Genomic DNA, 20,182 nt, shown 5'->3' on the forward strand with positions numbered 1-20,182 from the left:
AGGCTTCCCATGAGTGAAGATGCACAAGATGTTGTTCTGATCGTCGAGGACGACGAATCGATTATGTTCGTGCTGGGTGAATACCTGGCCGGGCTGGGGTATCGAGTACTGAAGGCAATTGATGGGGAGCAAGCCTTCGAAATCCTCGCGACCAAGCCGCACCTGGACCTGATGGTCACGGACTACCGCCTGCCGGGCGGGATTTCCGGTGTGCAGATCGCTGAACCGGCGATCAAGTTGCGACCGGAATTGAAAGTGATCTTTATCAGCGGTTATCCGCAGGAAATCCTCGACTGCAACAGCCCGATCACGCGCAACGCGCCGATCCTGGCCAAGCCGTTTGATCTGGATACGCTGCAGGAGCATATCCAGCGATTGTTGGCTTGAGTACGGGTTGTGCCAGGGACGTGTATCACCGTCTCTGGCAGCATTCACCGGCTTCAGTCGCGCGCCCAGTCCAGTATTTCGTTGATCTTTGAGCGGTCAAAGACGCCTGCCCCCTCATCATCGCGCAGCTTGAAATTGCCATCGGGATAGACTTCTACCCCGACGGAGCTGGCATAGGTCACGGACACATCGTTCTTTTGCAGGATCGATAACAACGGTTTGTTACCGTTGCTGTCGACTTGGCCTATGACCCTGCCGACCATCAGCGGTGAGCGGGTTGCCGTGCCGCCGACAAAAATGACCTTGCCGCCATTCTCCAATGCGCTGTCCAACTGCTGGAGCAGGGCGAAGGCATTGTGCTCAGATCCCACAGGCGCCTCCAGATTGCTGCCGTTCAAGTGCACCAAGGTGCGTTTGCGGTAAACCCCATTGTGCAGATCGCTCAGCACCACCAGTGCCGAGCAGTCACCGAGCCCGTTGGTGCTGAGGATGCTGGTGGGGTCATTGAGGGTTTTCGCCTCAGCCATGAACACTTCAACGTTTCGCACGGCGGGCTTACTGGCGCTATTGGGTTTGAACGGTGGTTGCACAGCCGCATCAGCGACTGAAGGCTTCGCGCCCAGGGCGTCGTCGAGCAGCGACTGAACATGTGCGTCAGCAATATGGTTGGTTTTTTTCCACGCATCACTGTGAGTGCTGACGTTGAACTCCAGCCTGGTCGGGTCGCTGCCCGCGGTTTTATAGGGCAACGGCAGGTGCTTGTCGGTAAATAGCTTGCCCAGGCTCTTCTTCATGGCGCCAGCGCTCGCAAACTCGGCGAGGCCGTAGTTGGGGTCGTAATAAAAAAACCGCTTCGCGACGCCTTCGCCCTGCGTGCCGATCATCATCGCGTGGTCGGCGGTGCCGATCATCATGATTTTGGGGGCGCTGGCGTCAGCGATTTCATCCATCAGTTGGGCATAGCCCATTTTGCGAACGGGCGCACCGGCATGAAACTGCGTGGGTGTATCCAGTTGCTTTTGAATGTGCGTCAGGTTCGCCACGAACTGCCTGGACTCGGCGGCGGTGGGGTTGGCCGCGGCGCTGAACAAATTGGCGGCGAAACGGGTGTGCTTGCCTTGCTCCATGGCCGTCGCCATGACGCGCGACATTGCCGCACACTGGCCTTTGCTGAGCGGGGTGGTCTGGCTGAGATAGAACAGTTGAGGAACAGGGGTGAACGTGCCGCCGCCCACGCTGATGTGCTGGTAAAACGCATTGACCCCGCTGAAGCTGTGCTGCACCGCCAAACGCTCGCGCTGGCGTACCAGGGCGCCGACCTCGGCCGGTGTGCGGCCAGGCGCGCGCGCAAGCGCCATCACTTCGGCGGATTTCATCCCGGCGTGATAGCCGCTGATCGTCAGCGGGTCGATCTGGGTATACCCATGGTTGAACTGCACGCTGTCTGCACCGTTTTTCTGTTGTTCAACCCAAGCGGGCCAGGCGCTTGCACCGGCCATCTGCTGAGCCTCGTGTAATTCCCCGCTGGCCCTGATCGAGGGTTGAAAATCCTCCAGAGCCTTGCCGTACGGCTGGCCACTCAGCGTATCAAAGGCAAACCACTTGCCACGTTGAAGCACTGCCGGCCCTTCAGCGATGGCGCCACCCAGTTTGAAGGTGCCCACTGCGCTGGCCTCAAAATGTCGACTTGCATGGATCAGGCTGTAACTGTCGGCACTGCCGCGCAGTGTGTTGTAGGCATGCAGCCCGCCTTTTTGCACGCCACGCGCGGTACGGGAAATCAGGCCGCCCACGCCATCCAGCGGGTTGAGTGCGCCCAGTGCAGCACGGCCCACGATCTTCACGCCCTGGGCCAGCCTGGCCGCCGCGCTGGTACCTGCTTGCAGGGCCTTGGCGCCTTTGGCTGCAACGCCTAGGCCCACGACGAACCCGAAGGCGTCGAACGCCAAATCAAGGATGCCGTCACCCACCGCGCCGGCTCGAAAATTCTGGACTGCCGAGCGCAGGGGAATCAGGTTCAGCATGAATTCGCGGGCTTTTTTGTAGAACGGCACCTCGGTGTCAAACGTCGTCACACCCCGCGCCTCAGTCTCCAGCGCCCGAATGTTCAGGTCTTGCACCAGGGCGTCGGCAATGTAGCGGGTCCTTTCGCTGGCAAAGCTGTCGGGTGTGCCCGCTCGATGGTTTTCCTCGGCGACATGCGCCGAGTAACGGCCAGAAGGTTTAACCTCCAGCAGCATTTTCGAATAGCGCCACTTATCAGCTTCAGTGGTCTGGCGCCCGATCGGGTGGTCTTCGAGCTCGTCTCGCCGGCGGATGCAGTTGTCTCTTACATTGACTTCATAAACAGTGACGAAGCCGTCGAGCTCTGTTTTGAGCAGCAGGCTATTGGGCACTTTGGTTTCGACACGGCTCTGGCTGAAGGCGGTATGAGTGATGCTGTGCTCGGTGAGCAGGGTCACTTTCCCGTACTCGATGGCTTTTCTATCTTCCAGAGGCAGTGTGGCGATCAGGTGTTTGACGTGCGTGCTCGTCGCCTGTTCTGCCGCATGGAAGTAGCGCTGAAGTTCAGTGTTGAACAGAGCATTGATGTCGGAAAGATTGTTCACATGGCCCGCAATCGTGCGTGTGTCGACCTCACCGGACGATGACGTCCATGCCGTTGCCTCGAGTTGCCCGTGCAGGTAAAGGTCCAGCACCGAGTACGGGCCGGGGAAGTCGCGACTCTGATCGAGTGGGTTAATGCATTTTTTCTCGAAGGGCAGGTCACCATACACACGCTCGAGTTCCTTCAGCGCCATCTCCCTGCGCTCGGGCATTGCGGTCGAGTGGGCTTGTGAGGCTTGGCCCAATGCTGAAATTCGCGCGCTGTAGGCGCCAGAGACGCGGTTGATCTGCTCGTCGGTGTAGTCATCCAGGGTGTTCAGCGCGATCAAGCCTTGGGCAACCCCCCAATCTTTGAGTGCATCGCGCTGCGCCCTGCGTTCAACCTGCCGGTCCTGGTCGGTAACAGGTGCCAGGTCGGCTCGCTGCATGACCTGCGCAAAGGTCATACGCGCCGTTGAGCCGGGCGCCTGGCGCTCAAGGCGCGCTACCGCCGTACTGAAGCTGACCCAGGTGTGTGAGCCACACGTCACCTTGTCGGGAATGTCGTTGACCAAAAAAGCAGGGGCTCGGCGTGACAGCAACAGATGGGCCGCAACGGGTGCTAACTCGGCGCTGGCACGGCCCGTGGAAACCAAGTGCGTCTCCAGCCCCGCAACCACCGTTGAAGGATGCTGGCCCCAATGTTGATGACCGGCCATATCAAAACCGGCAACGCCGGTTCTGGCAGGCGCCCAAGTGTTTGCTGCCTCGGATTCTTTATCCAGGGTCGCGCCAAGGGCTGCCAGCGTCCAGTCGTTAAGGCTCTGCGGGGTCGAGACGCCATTGAATTTTTCCTGCAGCGCCAGCCCCAGCGCCTGGGCATCAGGCGTAGCGAGAAGACTTTGAATAAACCGCCGCGGGTCATGCAGTTCGGACGGGGCAAAACGCTGGTTGCGCGTCAGGTAACCGAGTGCACCGGTGCCCTCGTCATAATCTTGCAGACCACTGAGCCCCAGCGTGTTCTGGCGCAGGGAATTTCTCAGGTTGTGGCAATCGTCATCACTCAATGGCGTTGGCCAGGACAAGGCTCCGCCGAGATTGCCGTCTGGAAGCTGGGAAAGGGCTGGTGTTGTCAGTAACCGTCCCAGGTTGAACAGTTCGTCACGGCTGCGGGGCCTGTCCCAGCCGTTGTCGCTGAGGTGTGTGTCCAGGCTGACCGTGGGGGCCGCCTGCAACAACCTGATGGGCGAATCGGCATGCAACGTGATGTGAGTGCTGCTCATTTTGTCGCGGATAAGTTGCTCAATCCGGCTTTGAACATACGCGGGTGGCAGGTACAAGCTGTCCAGGGGATCTTTGGTGGTGCGGTATAGCCACTGTTCGGATAAATCGTCGATTTCCTGAATGATAGCGATCAGTTTCAAGGCCACGTTGCTGTGGTCATGGGCATTGGCCAGCTTGGCGCGTTCGTGTTGCAGCACCTGCGCAGAGCGTTCTGGCCTGGACCGGGAAGGGGTGAACGCTTTAGCCGCTTCGAGCTGTGCTGCACGGGCTTCAGCGGATTCCCGGGTTTGCCCAGTGATGGCTTCGCCATAAAAGTCCGCGACCGCCCGGTAAGGCGCCGATGTGCTACTTGAGGGGCTGAGAATATAGCCAGAGTCTGACGTCAGGGCTTTTGCCGCCTGCATGATCGGCGCCATCATCGAGGTCCAGAGATGGCCATGCTCAAAGCCTGAAAAGGGTTTGCGCTGACCGCTAACGAACGCGCTGATGAGGTTGTCTCGGGGATTGATCTCGATAGGCTTTGAAAGATCAATCTGCTGACGCTTTGCCCAACTGACAAAGTGCGGGCTCTTCATCAAATCGTGCAGGTGTGACCACCATTGGCCGAAGGCAGAGGCGGGCGGAAGATGGTCGATGTCGCCCAGTCGTCCGGTACTTGCCGCGGTGCGCAGCGTCTGCGCCAGATACCCTGCCAGCTCACTGTCGCCTTCGACTTGCGTACGGTCGGCTGCGTGCGGGGCCGCCGGGTTGCTCTGCCGATCCGCCAACCGTGGCCGGCGTATTGTGGGGGGCTCGGGTGCCGCAGTCAGCGGCCATTGATGCAGGGGATTAACATTGCGCGAAGCGATCATGATGGGACTCGTGAGGTAAGTTTCAGGTTAACCACGGGCACCTTTCATGCGTCGCGATTTGAAACTTCGTGTCCAATCCCTCAATGCCGGTTCCGGCCTGTCAGCCACCAGATATTGCGGAAACGTGCAGTCACTGGCTCACGCCTGAATCATCTCCCGCACCTTCGCTGTCAACAAATCAAAGGTAAATGGCTTGGTGATCAGCTGCATCCCAGGATCAAGGAAGCCACCGCGCACCGCCGCGTGTTCGGCATAACCGGTGATGAACAGGACCTTGAGCTGAGGGCGGATCTGCCGACCAATTTCCGCCATTTGCCGGCCGTTCATGCCCGGCAGGCCAACGTCACTGATGAGCAAGTCGATACGCTGGTCGGACTCGATGATCGGCAGCGCTGTGTCCGCATCACCGGCCTCGACAAAGGCGTAACCCAACTCTTTGAGCACGGCGCTGACCAGCACGCGTACCGCCGGGTCATCCTCGACGATCAATACCGTTTCACCCGCATTGGCATAGGGCGTCAACGCAGGATTGAGGTATTCCGGCGCCTGCATTTCACCGACAAAACGCGGCAGGAACAGGCTTACCGTGGTGCCTTTGCCCACTTCGCTGTGGATGGTGACGTGGCCATGGGACTGGCGGGCAAACCCATAGATCATCGATAACCCCAGGCCTGTACCCTGGCCGATGGGCTTGGTGGTAAAAAACGGATCGAACACGCGTCCCATCAGGTGCTCTGGAATGCCGCAGCCGGTATCGCTGACGCTCAGCTCTACATAGTCGCCGGGCTTCAAAGTGCCGTAGGCCGCAGTAAACACGTTGTCGGGGTGGCGGTTGGAGGTTTCAACCACCAACTTGCCGCCGCCCGGCATGGCGTCGCGCGCGTTGATTACCAGGTTGAGCAGGGCGCTTTCGAGTTGATTGGGGTCAGCTTCGGCGGTCCAGAGCTGAGCGTCCAGGCGCATGTCGAGGGCAATGCTTTCGTTGATGCTGCGTTGCAGCAGCTCACCCATGGAGGTCACCAGTTGGTTGATCCCCACGGGCTTGGAATCCAGCGATTGGCGACGGGAGAACGCCAACAGGCGATGGGTCAACCCGGCCGCGCGGTTGGCCGAGGTCACGCCCAGGTCGATAAGGCCATCCAGATCATCGAGCTTGCCGCGCGCAATGCGCCGTCGCAGCAGCTCCAGGCTGCCGATAATCCCGGTGAGCATGTTGTTGAAGTCATGCGCGATGCCGCCGGTCAATTGACCCACGGCCTCCATCTTCTGCGATTGGCGCAAGGCTTCTTCATTGCTGCGCAGTTGCGCGGTGCGCTCCTCGACTTGCTGCTCAAGGGTTTCCATGGTGCGTTGCAGGCGCAGTTCACTCTCGCTCAAGTCAATCAAGCGGTCGCGGGCGTCGTACTGCCGGCGTCGGCCGCGCAGGGCCGCGCTCACCAGGCTGATCAAAGTGATGGGATGGAAGGGGCGCTCCAGAAAGGTCACGTTGCCCAGCAGCCCGCTCAAGTGCGACGAACCGTTCTGCTCGCTGCCGCCGTGATGGGTCATCAGCACGATCGGCAAGTCGGACCACGCCGGCTGCTGATGCAGGTGCTCCAGCAACGGCTCCAGATCCACGCCGCGCAACGCTTCCGCCGCGATCACCAACAAACCGGCGCCTTCTTCCAGCAATTCACACAGGTTTGCCAGGTTGCTGGCAACAATGCCGCTGTAGCCAGCTTCGTTCAGCATCATCAGCGCCAGTGAGCCGTCGCGACCCATTGGCGCCAGGATAATCGCGCGCTCGGAGGCAGAGGAAACGCTGATCACGATCCCTCTTCCTTGAGCAAAGGTGAGCCGCTGCCGTTGAATGTCGGGATGCCGCGCAGCACGCCCTGGAAGTTGTCGAGCGGCTCGCCCACCGTCATGCCACGGCTGCCAATGCGGTATTCGCGAATCGTCGACTCATGCGTGCCGGTGCGTTTTTTGATGATCGAAATGGCCCGGCGCACTTTGCCCAGTGCTTCGAAGTAACGCAGCAAAATCACGGTATCGGCCAGATAGGTAATGTCGACGGGCGCTTGCATGTCACCGACCAACCCATGCTGGGCGACGGTCATGAACGTGGCGGCACCCCGGCGATTGAGGTACAGGAGCAGTTCGTGCATGTGCAGGATCAGCGCGTTTTCTTCCGGCATGGCGGCCTGGTAGCCGTTGATGCTGTCGATGACCACGGTTTTGATCCCGCGCTCGTCAACACAACGGCGCACTCGGTGCGAGAACTCGCCGGGCGACAACTCGGCCGCGTCCACCTGCTCGATCAGCAGGTTGCCGGTGTCCTGCAGGGCGGCGAGGTCGATGCCCATGTTTTTCATGCGCTCGAACAACAACCCCAGTTCTTCGTCGAAGATAAACAGCGCCGCTTTCTCGCCACGGGCCACAGCCGCTGCGGCAAAGATCATGGAAATCAGGGATTTACCGGTGCCCGCAGGGCCAAGAATCAAGCTGCTGGAGCCGGTTTCGACGCCGCCGCCCATCAGCCTGTCCAGTTCGACAATGCCGCTGCTCAGGGTCTGGCGGACATACCCGCCGCGATGCTCGGCCGCGACCAAGCGCGGGAATACATGCACGCCGTCGCCCATGATGGTGAAGTCGTGAAAGCCGCCGCGGTATTTTTGGCCACGGTATTTCACCACCCGCACGCGGCGGCGTTCGGCGCCGTAGTTGGGGGTCAGTTCTTCCAGGCGGATCACGCCGTGCGCCACGCTGTGTACGGTTTTATCCAGGGATTCGGTGGTCAGGTCATCCAGCAGCAGCACGGTGGCGTCGTAGCGCACGAAGTAATGCTTGATTGCCAGGATCTGCCGACGATAACGCAGTGAGCTTTGCGCGAGCAGACGGATCTCCGAAAGGCTGTCGATGACTACGCGGGTCGGCTTGACCCGCTCCACCACTTCAAAAATCTGCCGTGTGGCTTCGCCCAGCTCCAGGTCGGAGGAGTACAGCAGGCTTTGTTGATGATTGGCGTCGAGCAGGCTCTCTGGCGGGGTCAGCTCAAAGATGTGGATATTGTCATCCAGGTCCCAGCCATGGGACTTGGCACCCTGGCGCAATTCGCGCTCGGTTTCGGAGAGGGTGATGTACAGGGATCGCTCACCGTTTTTCGCGCCGGCCTGCAGAAAATGCAGCGCAACGGTGGTTTTGCCCGTGCCGGGTTCGCCTTCCAGCAGGAACAGGTGGCTGCGCGATAACCCCCCGGAAAGAATGTCATCAAGACCTTCAATGCCGGTGGCCGCCTTTTCACTGAACAGCTCGTTGGATGTAGACAAGAAGTGCCCTCAGGTCACGTACAAATAGAGGAACGCGCCGCCTCGGACGCGCCATATTCACTTGACCGTGGAGGCCCGTAGCGGTTCAACGTTTCGCGAAAATTGTACAAGCCCCAGTATCGATTACAACTTTTTGCAACGTCCTACAGGCCTTGCTGCAACGCCGGGTCATCCGGGTTCTGTTGCTCAAGTTGCGCAAGCAATACCTGCACGTTTTGCAACTGGCCGCTTTCTTTCCAGTAATTGACCAGCAGCACCCGCGCCTTGCGGTTGGCCGGGTGGCGCTGAATGATGTCTTCGAGCTGACGCTGGGCGGCTTCCAACTCTTCCTGGGCGTGCAGGGTCGTGGCGAGGTCGTAACGGTAATCCTGATTGTCCGGTTCAAGCTCTACCGCTTTGGACAGGCCGAGCAGGGCATACGGGCGCTCGCCATGGTGCAACAGCCACATGCCCAGCGCATGCTGCAGGTAAGCCGAGTAGGGATGGGCCGCCAACTGACGTGCCAGCAATTGCCGCGATTCATCGGTCTTGCCTTGTTTGTCCAGCAGTTCGATTTGCGCGACCACTGCCTGCAGGTTGTCCGGTTGCAAGCGCATGGCCTGTTCGAGGGCATTTTGTGCGTCCGGCAGCAGCGCACTGTGTATATAGAGGCGCGCCAGTTGAATCCAGCCTTCGGCCGTTTCCGGCTGACCCTTGAGGGTTTTCACAAACTCATCGAGCACTTGCTGCAACGGCCCGAAGTACAGCCCCAGGGTGTCCGGCGACAGACCGAGCAAGGCATTGGCGGCGGCAAAGCGCACCGCCTGTTCGGGATCGTCGAGCACCGGCCCCAGCAACAAGACGCGTTGGCCGCTGGGCACCAGGCCGACAATGCTGTGGATCGCCGCCTCGCGCACCACTGGCGAATCATTGGCCAGGTCTTTGTCGGCGAGCTTCAGCGCCTGCGGGCTTGGGTAGTTGGGCAATTCGGCGTGCAAGGCCGCGCGGCGTTCAGGCGACAGGTCCGGCCGGCCGAGCTGTTGATACAGCACGCGCGCGGCGCCGGGTTCGCCGTTATGCGCCTGCTTCAAGGCTTTGGCGTAACCATGGGCAATCGCCGGCGGCACGGCCACCGGGGTTGAGCGGGAGAAAAACCAGGTGAGCAACACAATCAACAACAGGGCGCACAGGCCGATGATGGAGTAACGGCGTGACTTTGACATGCAGGCGTCCAAAAGCTGGTGGCAGCTAGTGCAAAGCCATCAGCTTCGGTCAGACCACGGCGAGTGTCAAACCCGCATCAGCTCAGCACGTAATCAACGGGTTCCAGGGCCGGCGGCAAGTCGCTTTCGCCCAGAGCGGCAAGGATCTCGCGCTCCAATGTGCGCACGATGGCATTGCACGGCAGGTCGTTTTCATCAAAGCCGAACGGGTCTTCCAGGTCGTCGCCAATTTCGTCCAGGCCAAAGAAGGTGTAGCTGACGATGGCGGTGAACACCGGCGTCAGCCAGCCCAACGGCTCGGCCATGGCAAACGGCAACAGAATGCAGAACAGGTAGATGGTGCGGTGCAGCAGCAGCGTGTAAGGGAAGGGCAGCGGCGTGTGCTTGATCCGCTCGCACGAAGCCTGCACCTGGCTGAGGCTGACCAGTCGGGTTTCCAGCTGGGTGTAGCGCCATTCGCTGATGACGCCTTGCTCGGCCAGCCCGCAAAAGCGCGCGCCCAGTTGTTGCAGCACAGCGTCAGGGAGGTTCGGGTGCGCGCGATCAACGCCGATCCACGGCGTGATGGCGCCGGCTTCGTCTTCATGGCGAAGGCGGGCAATCAGGCCATGGGCAAAACCGCACAAACCCCGCAGTAACCCACTGCGCTCAACCGGGTCAGTCAGCACCTGGGTTTCGCGGATCAGCGAGCGCACATCGATGATCATTTGCCCCAGCTGCTTGCGGCCTTCCCACCAGCGGTCATAGCAGGCGTTGTTGCGAAAGCTCATGAAGATCGACAACGACAAGCCCAGCAAGGTGAACGGCGTGGCGTTGACCTTGGAAAAGTACGCCGGGTGCAGGGTTTCAACCAGCACGATCACCGAGGCCAGCAAGGTCACCAGCAGGCTGCGCAGCGCGATGCGCTTGGCAATCGAGCCCTTGAGGGAAAACAGAATACCCAGGAGGTTGGGTTTGGGACGAACGATCATTGCAGGCAAGCTTCTTCGGTGGCGCAGGCCCCAAGGTTAGAAGCAACCCCGGCGAGCGTCCAATCACTTGAACTGACCGGCTGATCAGCGCGATCAATGATTGGCCAAACCAGTCAGCCAAGTTGAAGGCTTTGACCATTGCTGCTGTAACGCTGCAGAGCGACTATTTCCACGGTTTACGTGCTCAAAAACGTCCTGAAAATAAAAACCACAAGGATTTGAAGCGATGCGTGAGTATTTGGCTGCCACTACCGAGTTTGATTACCAGCACACCGTCGACGCCGCACTGGCCGGCAACCTGCAGGCGCTCAATGCCTGCGTGGAATGCTGCGACCGGCACGCACTGCCGGGCCGCATCGCGCTGTTCTGGGAAGGCAAGGACGGGCGCAGCGCCACGTCCACCTTCACCGACTTGCAGGACCAGGCCGCCCGCTTCGCCAATTTCCTCCTGGCCCAGGGCGTCAAACGCGGCGACAAGGTGGCCGGCCTGCTGCCGCGCACCGCAGAATTGCTGGTGGTGGTGTTCGCCACCTGGCGTATCGGCGCGGTTTATCAGCCGCTGTTTACCGCCTTCGGGCCCAAGGCCATCGAGCATCGCTTGAGCAGCTCCGGCGCCGCGCTGGTGGTCACCGACGCGGTGAATCGGCCCAAGCTTGTGGACGTGGAAGTTTGCCCGACCATCGTCACCGTCGCCGGGCCCAAAGGCGAAGGCATCGTGCGCGGCGACTACAGCTTCTGGGCTGAATTGCCGAATTACTCCAACGCCTGCGAGCCGGTGATGCTGGACGGTGACGCGCCGTTTCTGCTGATGTTCACCTCGGGCACCACCGGCCCGTCGAAAGCCCTGTCGGTGCCACTCAAGGCCATCGTTGCCTTTCAGCGCTACACCCGCGACGCAGTAGACCTTCGCCCCGAAGACGCGTTCTGGAACGTTGCCGACCCGGGTTGGGCTTACGGCATCTATTTTGGCGTGACCGGGCCGTTGTCCATGGGCCACCCGATCACCTTTTACGATGGGCCGTTCACCCTGGAGAGCACCTGCCGGGTGATCAACAAGTACGGCATCACCAACCTGACGGGCTCGCCGACCGCGTACCGCCTGCTGATTGCCGGCGGTGAGCAGTTCGCCCGCGCGATCAAAGGCAAGCTGCGCATTGTCAGCAGCGCCGGCGAACCCCTGAACCCGGAAGTGATCCGCTGGTTCGCCGATAACCTGGGCGTGACCATTCACGACCACTATGGCCAGACCGAACTGGGCATGGTGCTGTGCAACCACCACGGCCTGGCGCATCCGGTGCATGTCGGCTCAGCCGGGTTTGCCTCGCCGGGGCACCGCATCGTGGTGCTCGATGACAACCATCAGGAACTGCCCGCCGGCCAGCCGGGCATTCTCGCCATTGACCGCGAACAGTCGCCGATGTGCTGGTTCGCCGGTTACGACGGCGTGAAGACCAAGGCCTTTGTCGGCAAGTACTACCTCAGCGGCGACACCGTGGAGCTGAACCCGGACGGCAGCATCAGTTTTGTCGGGCGCAGTGATGACGTGATCACCACCTCTGGCTACCGCGTCGGGCCCTTCGACGTGGAAAGCGCCTTGGTCGAGCACCCGGCCGTGGTCGAAGCCGCGGTGGTCGGCAAGCCGTGCCCGGAACGCACCGAGCTGGTGAAAGCCTTTGTGGTGATCAACGAGCAATACCGCGCCACGCCTGAGCTGGCCGAAGAGCTGCGCCTGCACGTGCGCAAGCGCCTCGCCGCGCATGCCTACCCGCGAGAAATCGAATTTGTCAGCGACTTGCCGAAAACCCCGAGCGGCAAGCTGCAACGTTTTATTTTGCGTAATCAGGAAATCGCCAAGGCTCAAGCAGCCTTGGCGTGATCCCTTTCAAAGGAAATAAAGATGCAGATTGAAAACAAGGTATTCCTGGTCAGCGGCGGCGCTTCGGGCCTCGGCGCGGCCACCGCTGACATGCTGGTAGCCGCCGGCGCCAAGGTGATGCTGGTGGACCTCAACGCCGAAGCCGTCGCGGCCAAGGCCCGGCAGTTGGGCGATAACGCCCGCAGCGCGGTGGCGGATATCAGCCAGGAAGCCGCTGCCGAAGCGGCCGTGCAAGCCGCCGTCGCCGCGTTCGGCGGTTTGCATGGGTTGGTGAACTGCGCCGGTGTGGTGCGTGGCGAAAAAATCCTCGGCAAGAACGGCCCGCACGCGCTGGCAAGCTTTGCCCAAGTGATCAACGTCAACCTGATCGGCAGCTTCAACCTGCTGCGCCTGGCCGCCGCCGCCATCGCTGAAACCGAGGCGAATGCCGACGGCGAGCGCGGCGTGATCATCAATACCGCGTCGGTGGCCGCCTTTGACGGGCAGATCGGCCAGGCGGCGTATGCCGCGTCCAAAGGCGCCATCGCCAGCCTGACGCTGCCTGCTGCTCGCGAACTGGCGCGCTTCGGCATCCGGGTCATGACCATCGCCCCGGGCATTTTCGAAACGCCGATGATGGCCGGCATGACCCCAGAGGTGCGCGATTCCCTGGCCGCCGGCGTGCCATTCCCGCCGCGCCTGGGCAAACCGGCCGAGTACGCCGCGCTGGTGCGACACATCATTGAAAACAGCATGCTCAATGGCGAGGTCATCCGTCTCGACGGCGCCTTGCGCATGGCCGCCAAGTAAGGAGAATTTTTCATGCACGATCCGATTGTTATCGTCAGCGCCGTCCGCACGCCCATGGGCGGTTTCCAGGGCGACCTCAAGGGCCTGACTGCGCCGCAATTGGGGGCCGCCGCGATTCGCGCCGCCGTCGAACGCGCCGGCATCGTCCCGGACGCGGTGGATGAAGTGCTGTTTGGCTGTGTATTGCCCGCAGGCCTCGGCCAGGCGCCTGCGCGTCAGGCGGCGCTGGGCGCCGGGCTGGACAAGGCCACGCGCTGCACCACGCTGAACAAAATGTGTGGTTCGGGCATGGAGGCGACCATTCTCGCCCACGACTCACTGCTGGCCGGCAGTGTCGAGGTGGTGGTGGCCGGTGGCATGGAAAGCATGTCCAACGCGCCGTACCTGCTGGACCGCGCGCGCAGCGGCTACCGCATGGGCCACGGCAAGGTGCTCGACCACATGTTCCTCGACGGCCTCGAAGACGCCTACGACAAGGGCCGCCTGATGGGCACCTTTGCCGAAGACTGTGCCGAGCACAACGGCTTTACCCGTGAAGCCCAGGACGCCTTCGCCATCGCCTCGCTGACCCGTGCCCAAGAGGCAATCACCCACGGCAGCTTCGCCGCCGAAATCGTCCCGGTGCAGGTCACCGTCGGTAAAGAGCAAAAAACCATCCTGCATGACGAACAGCCCCCCAAAGCCAAGCTGGACAAGATCTCCAGTCTGAAACCGGCTTTCCGCGAAGGCGGTACGGTGACGGCGGCCAACTCCAGTTCGATCTCCGACGGCGCGGCGGCGCTGCTGCTGATGCGTCAGTCTGAAGCGCAAAAGCGTGGGCTCAAGCCGCTGGCAATCATCCATGGGCACGCGGCGTTCGCCGACGAGCCGGGACTGTTCCCGGTGGCGCCGGTGGGGGCGATTCGCAAGCTGATGAGCAAGACCGGCTGGCACCTTGGCGACGTGGATTTGTTCGAGATCAACGAAGCCTTTGCGGTGGTCAGCCTGGTGACCATGAGCAAGCTGGAAATCCCCCACAGCAAGGTCAACATCCACGGCGGCGCCTGCGCGCTGGGGCATCCGATCGGCGCTTCGGGCGCGCGCATCCTGGTGACCTTGCTCTCGGCGCTGCGCCAGAAAGGCCTCAAGCGCGGCGTTGCGGCCATTTGTATCGGCGGCGGTGAAGCCACGGCCATGGCCGTCGAATGCGTGTATTAAGGACTTTTTATGCTGCCCAATGACGAACAACTGCAAATCAGCGACGCGGCCCGGCAATTTGCCCAGGAGCGCTTGAAACCTTTCGCTGCCGAGTGGGACCGCGAGCACCGCTTTCCCAAGCAAGCCATCGGCGAAATGGCCGAGCTGGGCTTTTTCGGCATGCTGGTGCCGGAACAGTGGGGCGGTTGCGACACCGGCTACCTGGCCTATGCGATGGCGCTGGAAGAAATCGCCGCCGGTGACGGCGCCTGCTCGACCATCATGAGCGTGCACAACTCGGTGGGCTGCGTGCCGATTCTGAAATTCGGCAACGATCAGCAGAAAGAACAGTTCCTCAAGCCGCTGGCCAGCGGTGCCATGCTCGGCGCCTTTGCGCTGACCGAACCGCAGGCCGGTTCCGATGCCAGCAGCCTGAAAACCCGCGCGCGCCTGGACGGCGATCACTACGTGCTCAATGGCTGCAAACAGTTCATCACCTCCGGGCAGAACGCCGGGATCGTGATTGTGTTTGCGGTCACCGACCCGGCCGCCGGCAAGCGCGGGATCAGCGCGTTTATCGTGCCCACCGATTCCCCCGGTTACACCGTGGCGCGGGTCGAAGACAAACTCGGCCAGCATGCGTCCGACACCTGCCAGATTCTGTTTGAAGACGTGAAGGTGCCGGTTGCCAACCGATTGGGCGAGGAGGGCGAAGGCTACAAGATCGCCCTGGCCAACCTTGAAGGCGGCCGCGTCGGCATCGCTTCGCAATCGGTGGGCATGGCGCGCGCGGCATTTGAAGCCGCGCGTGACTATGCACGCGAGCGCGAAAGCTTCGGCAAAACCTTGATCGAACACCAGGCCGTGGCGTTTCGCCTGGCGGACATGGCCACGCAAATTGCCGTCGCCCGGCAGATGGTGCATTACGCCGCCGCCCTGCGTGACAGCGGCAAGCCAGCCTTGGTCGAGGCCTCGATGGCCAAGTTGTTCGCCTCGGAAATGGCCGAAAAAGTCTGCTCGGCCGCCTTGCAAACCTTGGGCGGTTACGGTTACCTGAGCGACTTTCCCTTGGAGCGGATCTACCGCGATGTGCGGGTCTGCCAGATTTACGAAGGCACCAGCGATATCCAGCGCATGGTCATCTCACGCAATCTTTAAGGAGCCATTACATGAGTTACGAAACCATTTTGCTCGAGGTCCAGGACCGCGTCGGGCTGATTACCCTTAATCGCCCGCAAGCCCTGAACGCCTTGAATGCGCAACTGGTCAGCGAGTTGAACCAGGCGCTGGACAGCCTGGAAGCCAACCCGCAAATCGGCTGTATCGTGCTGACCGGCTCGAAAAAAGCCTTCGCCGCCGGGGCCGACATCAAGGAAATGGCCGAGCTGACCTACCCTCAGATTTACCTGGACGACCTGTTCAGCGACAGCGACCGCGTGGCCAACCGCCGCAAGCCGATCATTGCCGCCGTCAACGGCTTTGCCTTGGGCGGCGGCTGTGAACTGGCGTTGATGTGCGACTTCATCCTCGCGGGCGACGGCGCCAAGTTCGGCCAGCCGGAAATCAACCTCGGCGTGCTGCCGGGCATGGGCGGCACCCAGCGCCTGACCCGCGCGGTGGGCAAGGCCAAGGCCATGGAAATGTGCCTGACCGGGCGCTTTATCGATGCGGTGGAAGCCGAGCGTTGCGGGATCGTGGCGCGTATCGTGCCGGCGGATGAGCTGCTCGAAGAGGCGCTGAAGGTGGCGACGCTGATCGCCGGCAAATCCGTGCCGATCAGTATGATGGTCAAGGAAAGCGTGAACCGCGCGTTTGAAGTAAGCCTTTCCGAAGGCGTGCGCTTTGAGCGCCGGGTGTTCCATGCGGCGTTTGCAACGCAGGATCAGAAGGAAGGGATGGCCGCGTTTGTGGCCAAGCGCGCGCCGGAGTTCAAAGATAAGTAACCGGCTTCAGGACGCTGGAACGCAACTTGTGGGAGCGGGCTTGCTCGCGAATGCGCTGGATCAGTCGATACATTCGCTGACTGATACGCCGTATTCGCGGGCAAGCCCGCTCCCACTTTGGTTTTGCGGCGTGTTGATTAGCGTGGGGAGCGCTTGATGTGGGAGCTGGCTTGCCGGCGATAGCCTCACCTCGGTCCCGCAGGTGAACCGAGGTGCGTGCATCGCCGGCAAGCCAGCGCCTACACAGCCGGTATTGGCTTAGAGCTGGTAGTTTTTCAGCTCGCGCGCGATCACCATCCGCTGAATCTCGCTGGTGCCCTCGTAAATCTGCGTGATCCGCGCATCCCGGTAGTAACGCTCCACCGGATAATCCTCCAGATACCCATACCCACCGTGAATCTGCATCGCGGAGGAGCAGACCTTTTCGGCCATTTCCGAGGCGAACAGCTTGGCCTGGGACGCCTCCGACAGGCACGGCTTGCCGGCACTGCGCAGGCGCGCGGCGTGCAGGATCAGCAACCGTGCGGCATTCAGGCGGGTTTGCATGTCGGCCAGCAGGTTGGCGACACTCTGGTGCTCGATAATCGCCTGGTTGAACTGCACGCGATCGCGCGCATACGCCAGCGCCGCCTCAAAGGCCGCGCGGGCGATGCCCAGGGCCTGGGCGGCAATGCCGATGCGCCCGCCCTCCAGGTTGGACAGGGCAATGGCCAGGCCTTTGCCACGCTCACCGAGCAAATTGGCTTCGGGCACCGTGCACTGGTTGAGGGTGACGGCGCAGGTATCCGACGCGCGAATGCCCATCTTGTGTTCTGTGCGGTCAACCACAAACCCTGGCGTGCTGGTGGGCACCAGGAACGCGGAAATGCCGCGTTTGCCCAAGTCCGGATCCGTCACCGCAAACACAATCGCCAGCTTGGCGCGTTTGCCGTTGCTGACAAACTGCTTGGCGCCATTGATCACCCACTGGCCATCGCGCAGTTCGGCGCGTGTGCGCAGGTTATGGGCTTCGGAACCCGCCTGGGGTTCGGTCAGGCAAAAGCAGCCGATGGCCTGGCCACTGGCAAGGTCGGGCAGCCAGGTTTCTTTCTGCGCTTGTGTGCCGTAGTTGAGGATTGGCCCGCAACCGACTGAATTATGGATACTCATCAGGGCGCCGGTGGCGCCGTCGCCGGCCGAGATTTCTTCAACCGCCAGGGCGTAGGCGACGTAATCGACATAGGTGCCGCCCCATTCTTCGGGCACCACCATCCCCAGCAGGCCCAGTTCGCCCATCTTGGCGACCAGGGCATCATCGATCCAACCGGCTTTCTCCCACGCTTGGGCGTGGGGCGCGATTTCACCGCGGGCAAAGTCGCGCGCCATGTCGCGAATCATCACTTGTTCTTCAGTGTATTCAATATCTTGCATGGCTTATTTCCCAAACTGCTTGAAGTCGTGGAAGAAGCTCTCCACGTGGGTGGCGTCCAGGTCGTGGATCGTGGCTGGGCGCCAGCGCGGCGTTTTGTCCTTGTCGATGATCAACGCGCGCACCCCTTCGATCAGGTCGCCGCGCTCGAACCACTGGCGATCCAGGTGCAATTCCAGCGCGAAGCACTGCTCCAGCGGTAGGCGGCGGCCACGGCGCAGCATTTCCAGGCTAACGGCCATCGCCAGCGGTGAGCGGGTCTGCATCAGGGCGACGGTGTTCAGCGCCCACTCATGGGAGTCGGCGACGGTGACTTGCTGCAACTGCTCGACGATGCTTGGCACGTCCGGCAGGGCGAAGAAATGGTCGATAGCCGGGCGCAATGCTGCCAGCGGCGCGTCGGGCAATTGCTGGACGGCCAGTTTGGCGAGCACGCCTTGCAGGTCCTTGAGCGGCGAGTCCTGCCATTGCAGGCGGTCGAGTTTCTGGTCCAGGTCGGTGAGCCGGGTGCTCTCCAGATACCAGTCCGCCAACCCGCAATACAACGCGTCGGCCGCGCGGATCTGTACGCCGGTGACGCCCAGGTAAATCCCCACCTCGCCGGGTATGCGCGGCAGGAAGTAGCTGCCGCCCACATCCGGAAAATATCCAATGGCCGTTTCCGGCATCGCCAGGCGGCTGCGCTCGGTGACCACGCGCAGATCAGCGCCTTGCACCAGGCCCATGCCGCCGCCGAGCACAAACCCGTCCATCAGCGCCAGGACGGGTTTGCGGTAATGGTGGAGGGCCAGGTCGAGGGCGTACTCCTCGACGAAAAAGTCGGCGTGCAGGCTGTCGCCGTTCTTGAAGCTGTCGTACAGCGAACGGATGTCGCCACCGGCGCAAAAGGCTTTTTCGCCAGCGCCGCGCAGCACCACGGCGTAGACCTGCGGGTCATCCGCCCAGGCCTGTAACTGCGCCGTCAGGCTGCGAACCATGTCCAGGGTGATGGCATTCAAGCCAGCGGGGCGATTGAGGGTAAGGTGGCCAATGTGGTTGCGAACGTCGGCCAGCACTTCGTCCTGAAGAATTTCGGCGCGGCTTGCTTCGGATGAAACCTGAGCAGTCATCTGTAACTCCCTGCTTTTATTGTTCTTTATCAAGATGTTCGCGAAGGAACCCTCTCGCGATCGTACCAGTGCAAATTTGCCCAGTACAACCCGGAATCATGCAGGTCGTTTTTGCATTTATGCACGCAGGCTCAGGCGGCGCGACGGGCCAGTACTTCGCCGATGCTGCGGCGTCGTGCGTGGCCTTCTGCGGCATGGATCAACTGTTCGAGCTCGCTCGGTTGCACATCGTAAAACTGCTCCATCTCGGCCAGCGCCAGCTTCAAGTCGACCGCCGTGATTGCCGGGTCTGTTGGGGTCGCCGCACTGCCAATGACCGCCGCAGGCGACTCGACCGCACCCCTGGGATAGCGCGTGCGCGTGGCGTTGTTATACGCCAATGCACACGTCAGCAGCGTACCCGCGCCGAGCATGACCGGCGCCAGTTCCTGCCACCCAAGGGCCATGGAGGCCGGGTCTGCCAGTACCAACGTCATCGCCAGGCCACCGGCCGGTGGGTGCAGGCAACGCAGCCAGCAAATCAGGATAACGGTCATGCCCGCCGCCAGGCACGCGCTGCCCAGCGTACGCCCCAATACGCGGGCGACCAGCAGTGCCATCACGCCCGCGCACAAATAGCTGCCGATGATCGACCAGGGTTGAGCCAGCGCACCGGAAGACACCGCAAACAGCAACACAGCCGAGGCACCGAGCGGGCCGAGCAGGTGCAGCGCGACCTGCATGCCAAACACTTGGGCGCACAGCCAGACACTGAACAGCGTGCCCAAGGCCATGCCGATCGCGGCTCGGCTCCATTCAGCAGGGCGGGTATTGATTGCAGCAGGTAACCAACGGGTAAGCATTCAAAGGGTCCTGAAAGTGCGGGCGAAAAAAAAGGCTTGCCTGGTTGCCCGGAAAAGCCCTTGAAAGTTCCAACGTTTGGGGGAGGAACCTGCACAGTGTGCCGACCTTTGCTGATGGGCTCCACTGCATATTAATGAGGGTTGAGTGCAAGCTTATTGAACTCAAATCGCTTTGCGTGAGCTTAAATGACTTCGCCGAAAGGAATCAGACGCGTCATCTGCGCAAAGGGTGGGCTGATATGGCCCAGTACGCGCCTGTCGATTTCTTCATTGAACAGCTGTTTTTGCAGGTTTTCCCGCAGTGTCAGGTCGCTGGCCAGCGGCCCCTTCAACGCCACCAGGGCGTCGCGCAGTGCCATCAACCGATCCAGCTTCGGCACGGGAATTGACATCGGATCTTCCGCCACGGCATTGCCCTCGTATGCGTAAGCTGCCGTGTGTATGGGCAGC

15 protein-coding genes are annotated in these 20,182 nt (G+C 61.4%); 6 read left to right on the top strand and 9 right to left on the bottom strand.

Annotated features, from left to right (window positions below):
* Nucleotides 1–9: 9 nt before the first annotated feature.
* Nucleotides 10–387 carry a response regulator gene (locus ACM530_RS25415; protein WP_003217591.1) on the top strand — a complete coding sequence of 126 codons (378 nt, stop codon included), beginning with the start codon at nucleotides 10–12 and terminating at the stop codon, nucleotides 385–387.
* Between the two features lie 53 nt (nucleotides 388–440).
* Here ACM530_RS25415 and ACM530_RS25420 read toward each other — a convergent pair whose 3' ends face one another.
* From ACM530_RS25420 to ACM530_RS25440, 5 genes are all read right to left on the bottom strand, one after another.
* A complete protein-coding gene (locus ACM530_RS25420) occupies nucleotides 441–5,108 on the bottom strand; it encodes a hypothetical protein (RefSeq protein ID WP_416363457.1) in 4,668 nt (1,555 codons plus the stop codon).
* Between the two features lie 138 nt (nucleotides 5,109–5,246).
* The gene (locus ACM530_RS25425; protein WP_416365124.1) at nucleotides 5,247–6,869 is read right to left on the bottom strand and encodes an ATP-binding protein; all 1,623 of its coding nucleotides are present in this window, start codon (nucleotides 6,867–6,869) and stop codon (nucleotides 5,247–5,249) included.
* 44 nt (nucleotides 6,870–6,913) lie between these two features.
* Nucleotides 6,914–8,416, bottom strand: a complete 1,503-nt coding sequence (locus ACM530_RS25430; protein ID WP_145160825.1) for an ATPase domain-containing protein — start codon at nucleotides 8,414–8,416, stop codon at nucleotides 6,914–6,916.
* A 143-nt stretch (nucleotides 8,417–8,559) separates the two neighbouring features.
* Nucleotides 8,560–9,618 carry a tetratricopeptide repeat protein gene (locus tag ACM530_RS25435; protein WP_416363458.1) on the bottom strand — a complete coding sequence of 353 codons (1,059 nt, stop codon included), beginning with the start codon at nucleotides 9,616–9,618 and terminating at the stop codon, nucleotides 8,560–8,562.
* Between the two features lie 77 nt (nucleotides 9,619–9,695).
* Nucleotides 9,696–10,589: a bestrophin family protein gene (locus ACM530_RS25440; RefSeq protein WP_416363459.1), complete on the bottom strand. Its 894-nt coding sequence runs from the start codon at nucleotides 10,587–10,589 to the stop codon at nucleotides 9,696–9,698.
* 226 nt (nucleotides 10,590–10,815) lie between these two features.
* On the opposite strand from ACM530_RS25440, the gene ACM530_RS25445 reads away from it, so the two are divergent.
* From ACM530_RS25445 to ACM530_RS25465, 5 genes are read left to right on the top strand one after another with little or no spacing between them, the layout of a single operon-like run.
* A complete protein-coding gene (locus ACM530_RS25445) occupies nucleotides 10,816–12,465 on the top strand; it encodes an AMP-binding protein (RefSeq protein WP_416363460.1) in 1,650 nt (549 codons plus the stop codon).
* Between the two features lie 21 nt (nucleotides 12,466–12,486).
* Nucleotides 12,487–13,254 (top strand): SDR family NAD(P)-dependent oxidoreductase, encoded by a 768-nt coding sequence (locus ACM530_RS25450; RefSeq protein ID WP_242196579.1) that lies wholly within the window; start codon nucleotides 12,487–12,489, stop codon nucleotides 13,252–13,254.
* 12 nt (nucleotides 13,255–13,266) lie between these two features.
* Complete coding sequence (locus tag ACM530_RS25455; protein WP_416363461.1) at nucleotides 13,267–14,451, top strand: acetyl-CoA C-acyltransferase; 1,185 nt, start codon at nucleotides 13,267–13,269, stop codon at nucleotides 14,449–14,451.
* Nucleotides 14,452–14,460: 9 nt separating this feature from the next.
* Nucleotides 14,461–15,588, top strand: coding sequence for an acyl-CoA dehydrogenase (locus ACM530_RS25460; protein WP_145160813.1), 1,128 nt, complete (start codon nucleotides 14,461–14,463; stop codon nucleotides 15,586–15,588).
* An 11-nt stretch (nucleotides 15,589–15,599) separates the two neighbouring features.
* Entirely contained in the window at nucleotides 15,600–16,373 is a 774-nt protein-coding gene (locus ACM530_RS25465) for an enoyl-CoA hydratase (RefSeq protein WP_145160811.1), read from the top strand.
* Between the two features lie 258 nt (nucleotides 16,374–16,631).
* Here the strand turns inward: ACM530_RS25465 and ACM530_RS25470 are convergent, their stop codons facing one another.
* The 4 genes from ACM530_RS25470 to ACM530_RS25485 form a co-directional block, all read right to left on the bottom strand.
* Nucleotides 16,632–17,783 (bottom strand): acyl-CoA dehydrogenase family protein, encoded by a 1,152-nt coding sequence (locus ACM530_RS25470; RefSeq protein WP_416363462.1) that lies wholly within the window; start codon nucleotides 17,781–17,783, stop codon nucleotides 16,632–16,634.
* 3 nt (nucleotides 17,784–17,786) lie between these two features.
* The gene (locus ACM530_RS25475; protein WP_416363463.1) at nucleotides 17,787–18,890 is read right to left on the bottom strand and encodes an enoyl-CoA hydratase/isomerase family protein; all 1,104 of its coding nucleotides are present in this window, start codon (nucleotides 18,888–18,890) and stop codon (nucleotides 17,787–17,789) included.
* Nucleotides 18,891–19,021: 131 nt separating this feature from the next.
* Nucleotides 19,022–19,732 (bottom strand): HPP family protein, encoded by a 711-nt coding sequence (locus ACM530_RS25480; RefSeq protein WP_416363464.1) that lies wholly within the window; start codon nucleotides 19,730–19,732, stop codon nucleotides 19,022–19,024.
* A gap of 182 nt (nucleotides 19,733–19,914) precedes the next feature.
* Nucleotides 19,915–20,124: a type VI secretion system contractile sheath small subunit gene (locus ACM530_RS25485; RefSeq protein ID WP_145160803.1), complete on the bottom strand. Its 210-nt coding sequence runs from the start codon at nucleotides 20,122–20,124 to the stop codon at nucleotides 19,915–19,917.
* Between the last annotated feature and the right edge of the window lie 58 nt (nucleotides 20,125–20,182).

Origin of the sequence: Pseudomonas sp. NFX183, from assembly GCF_047943075.1 — a bacterium.
Taxonomy (GTDB): Bacteria; Pseudomonadota; Gammaproteobacteria; order Pseudomonadales; family Pseudomonadaceae; genus Aquipseudomonas.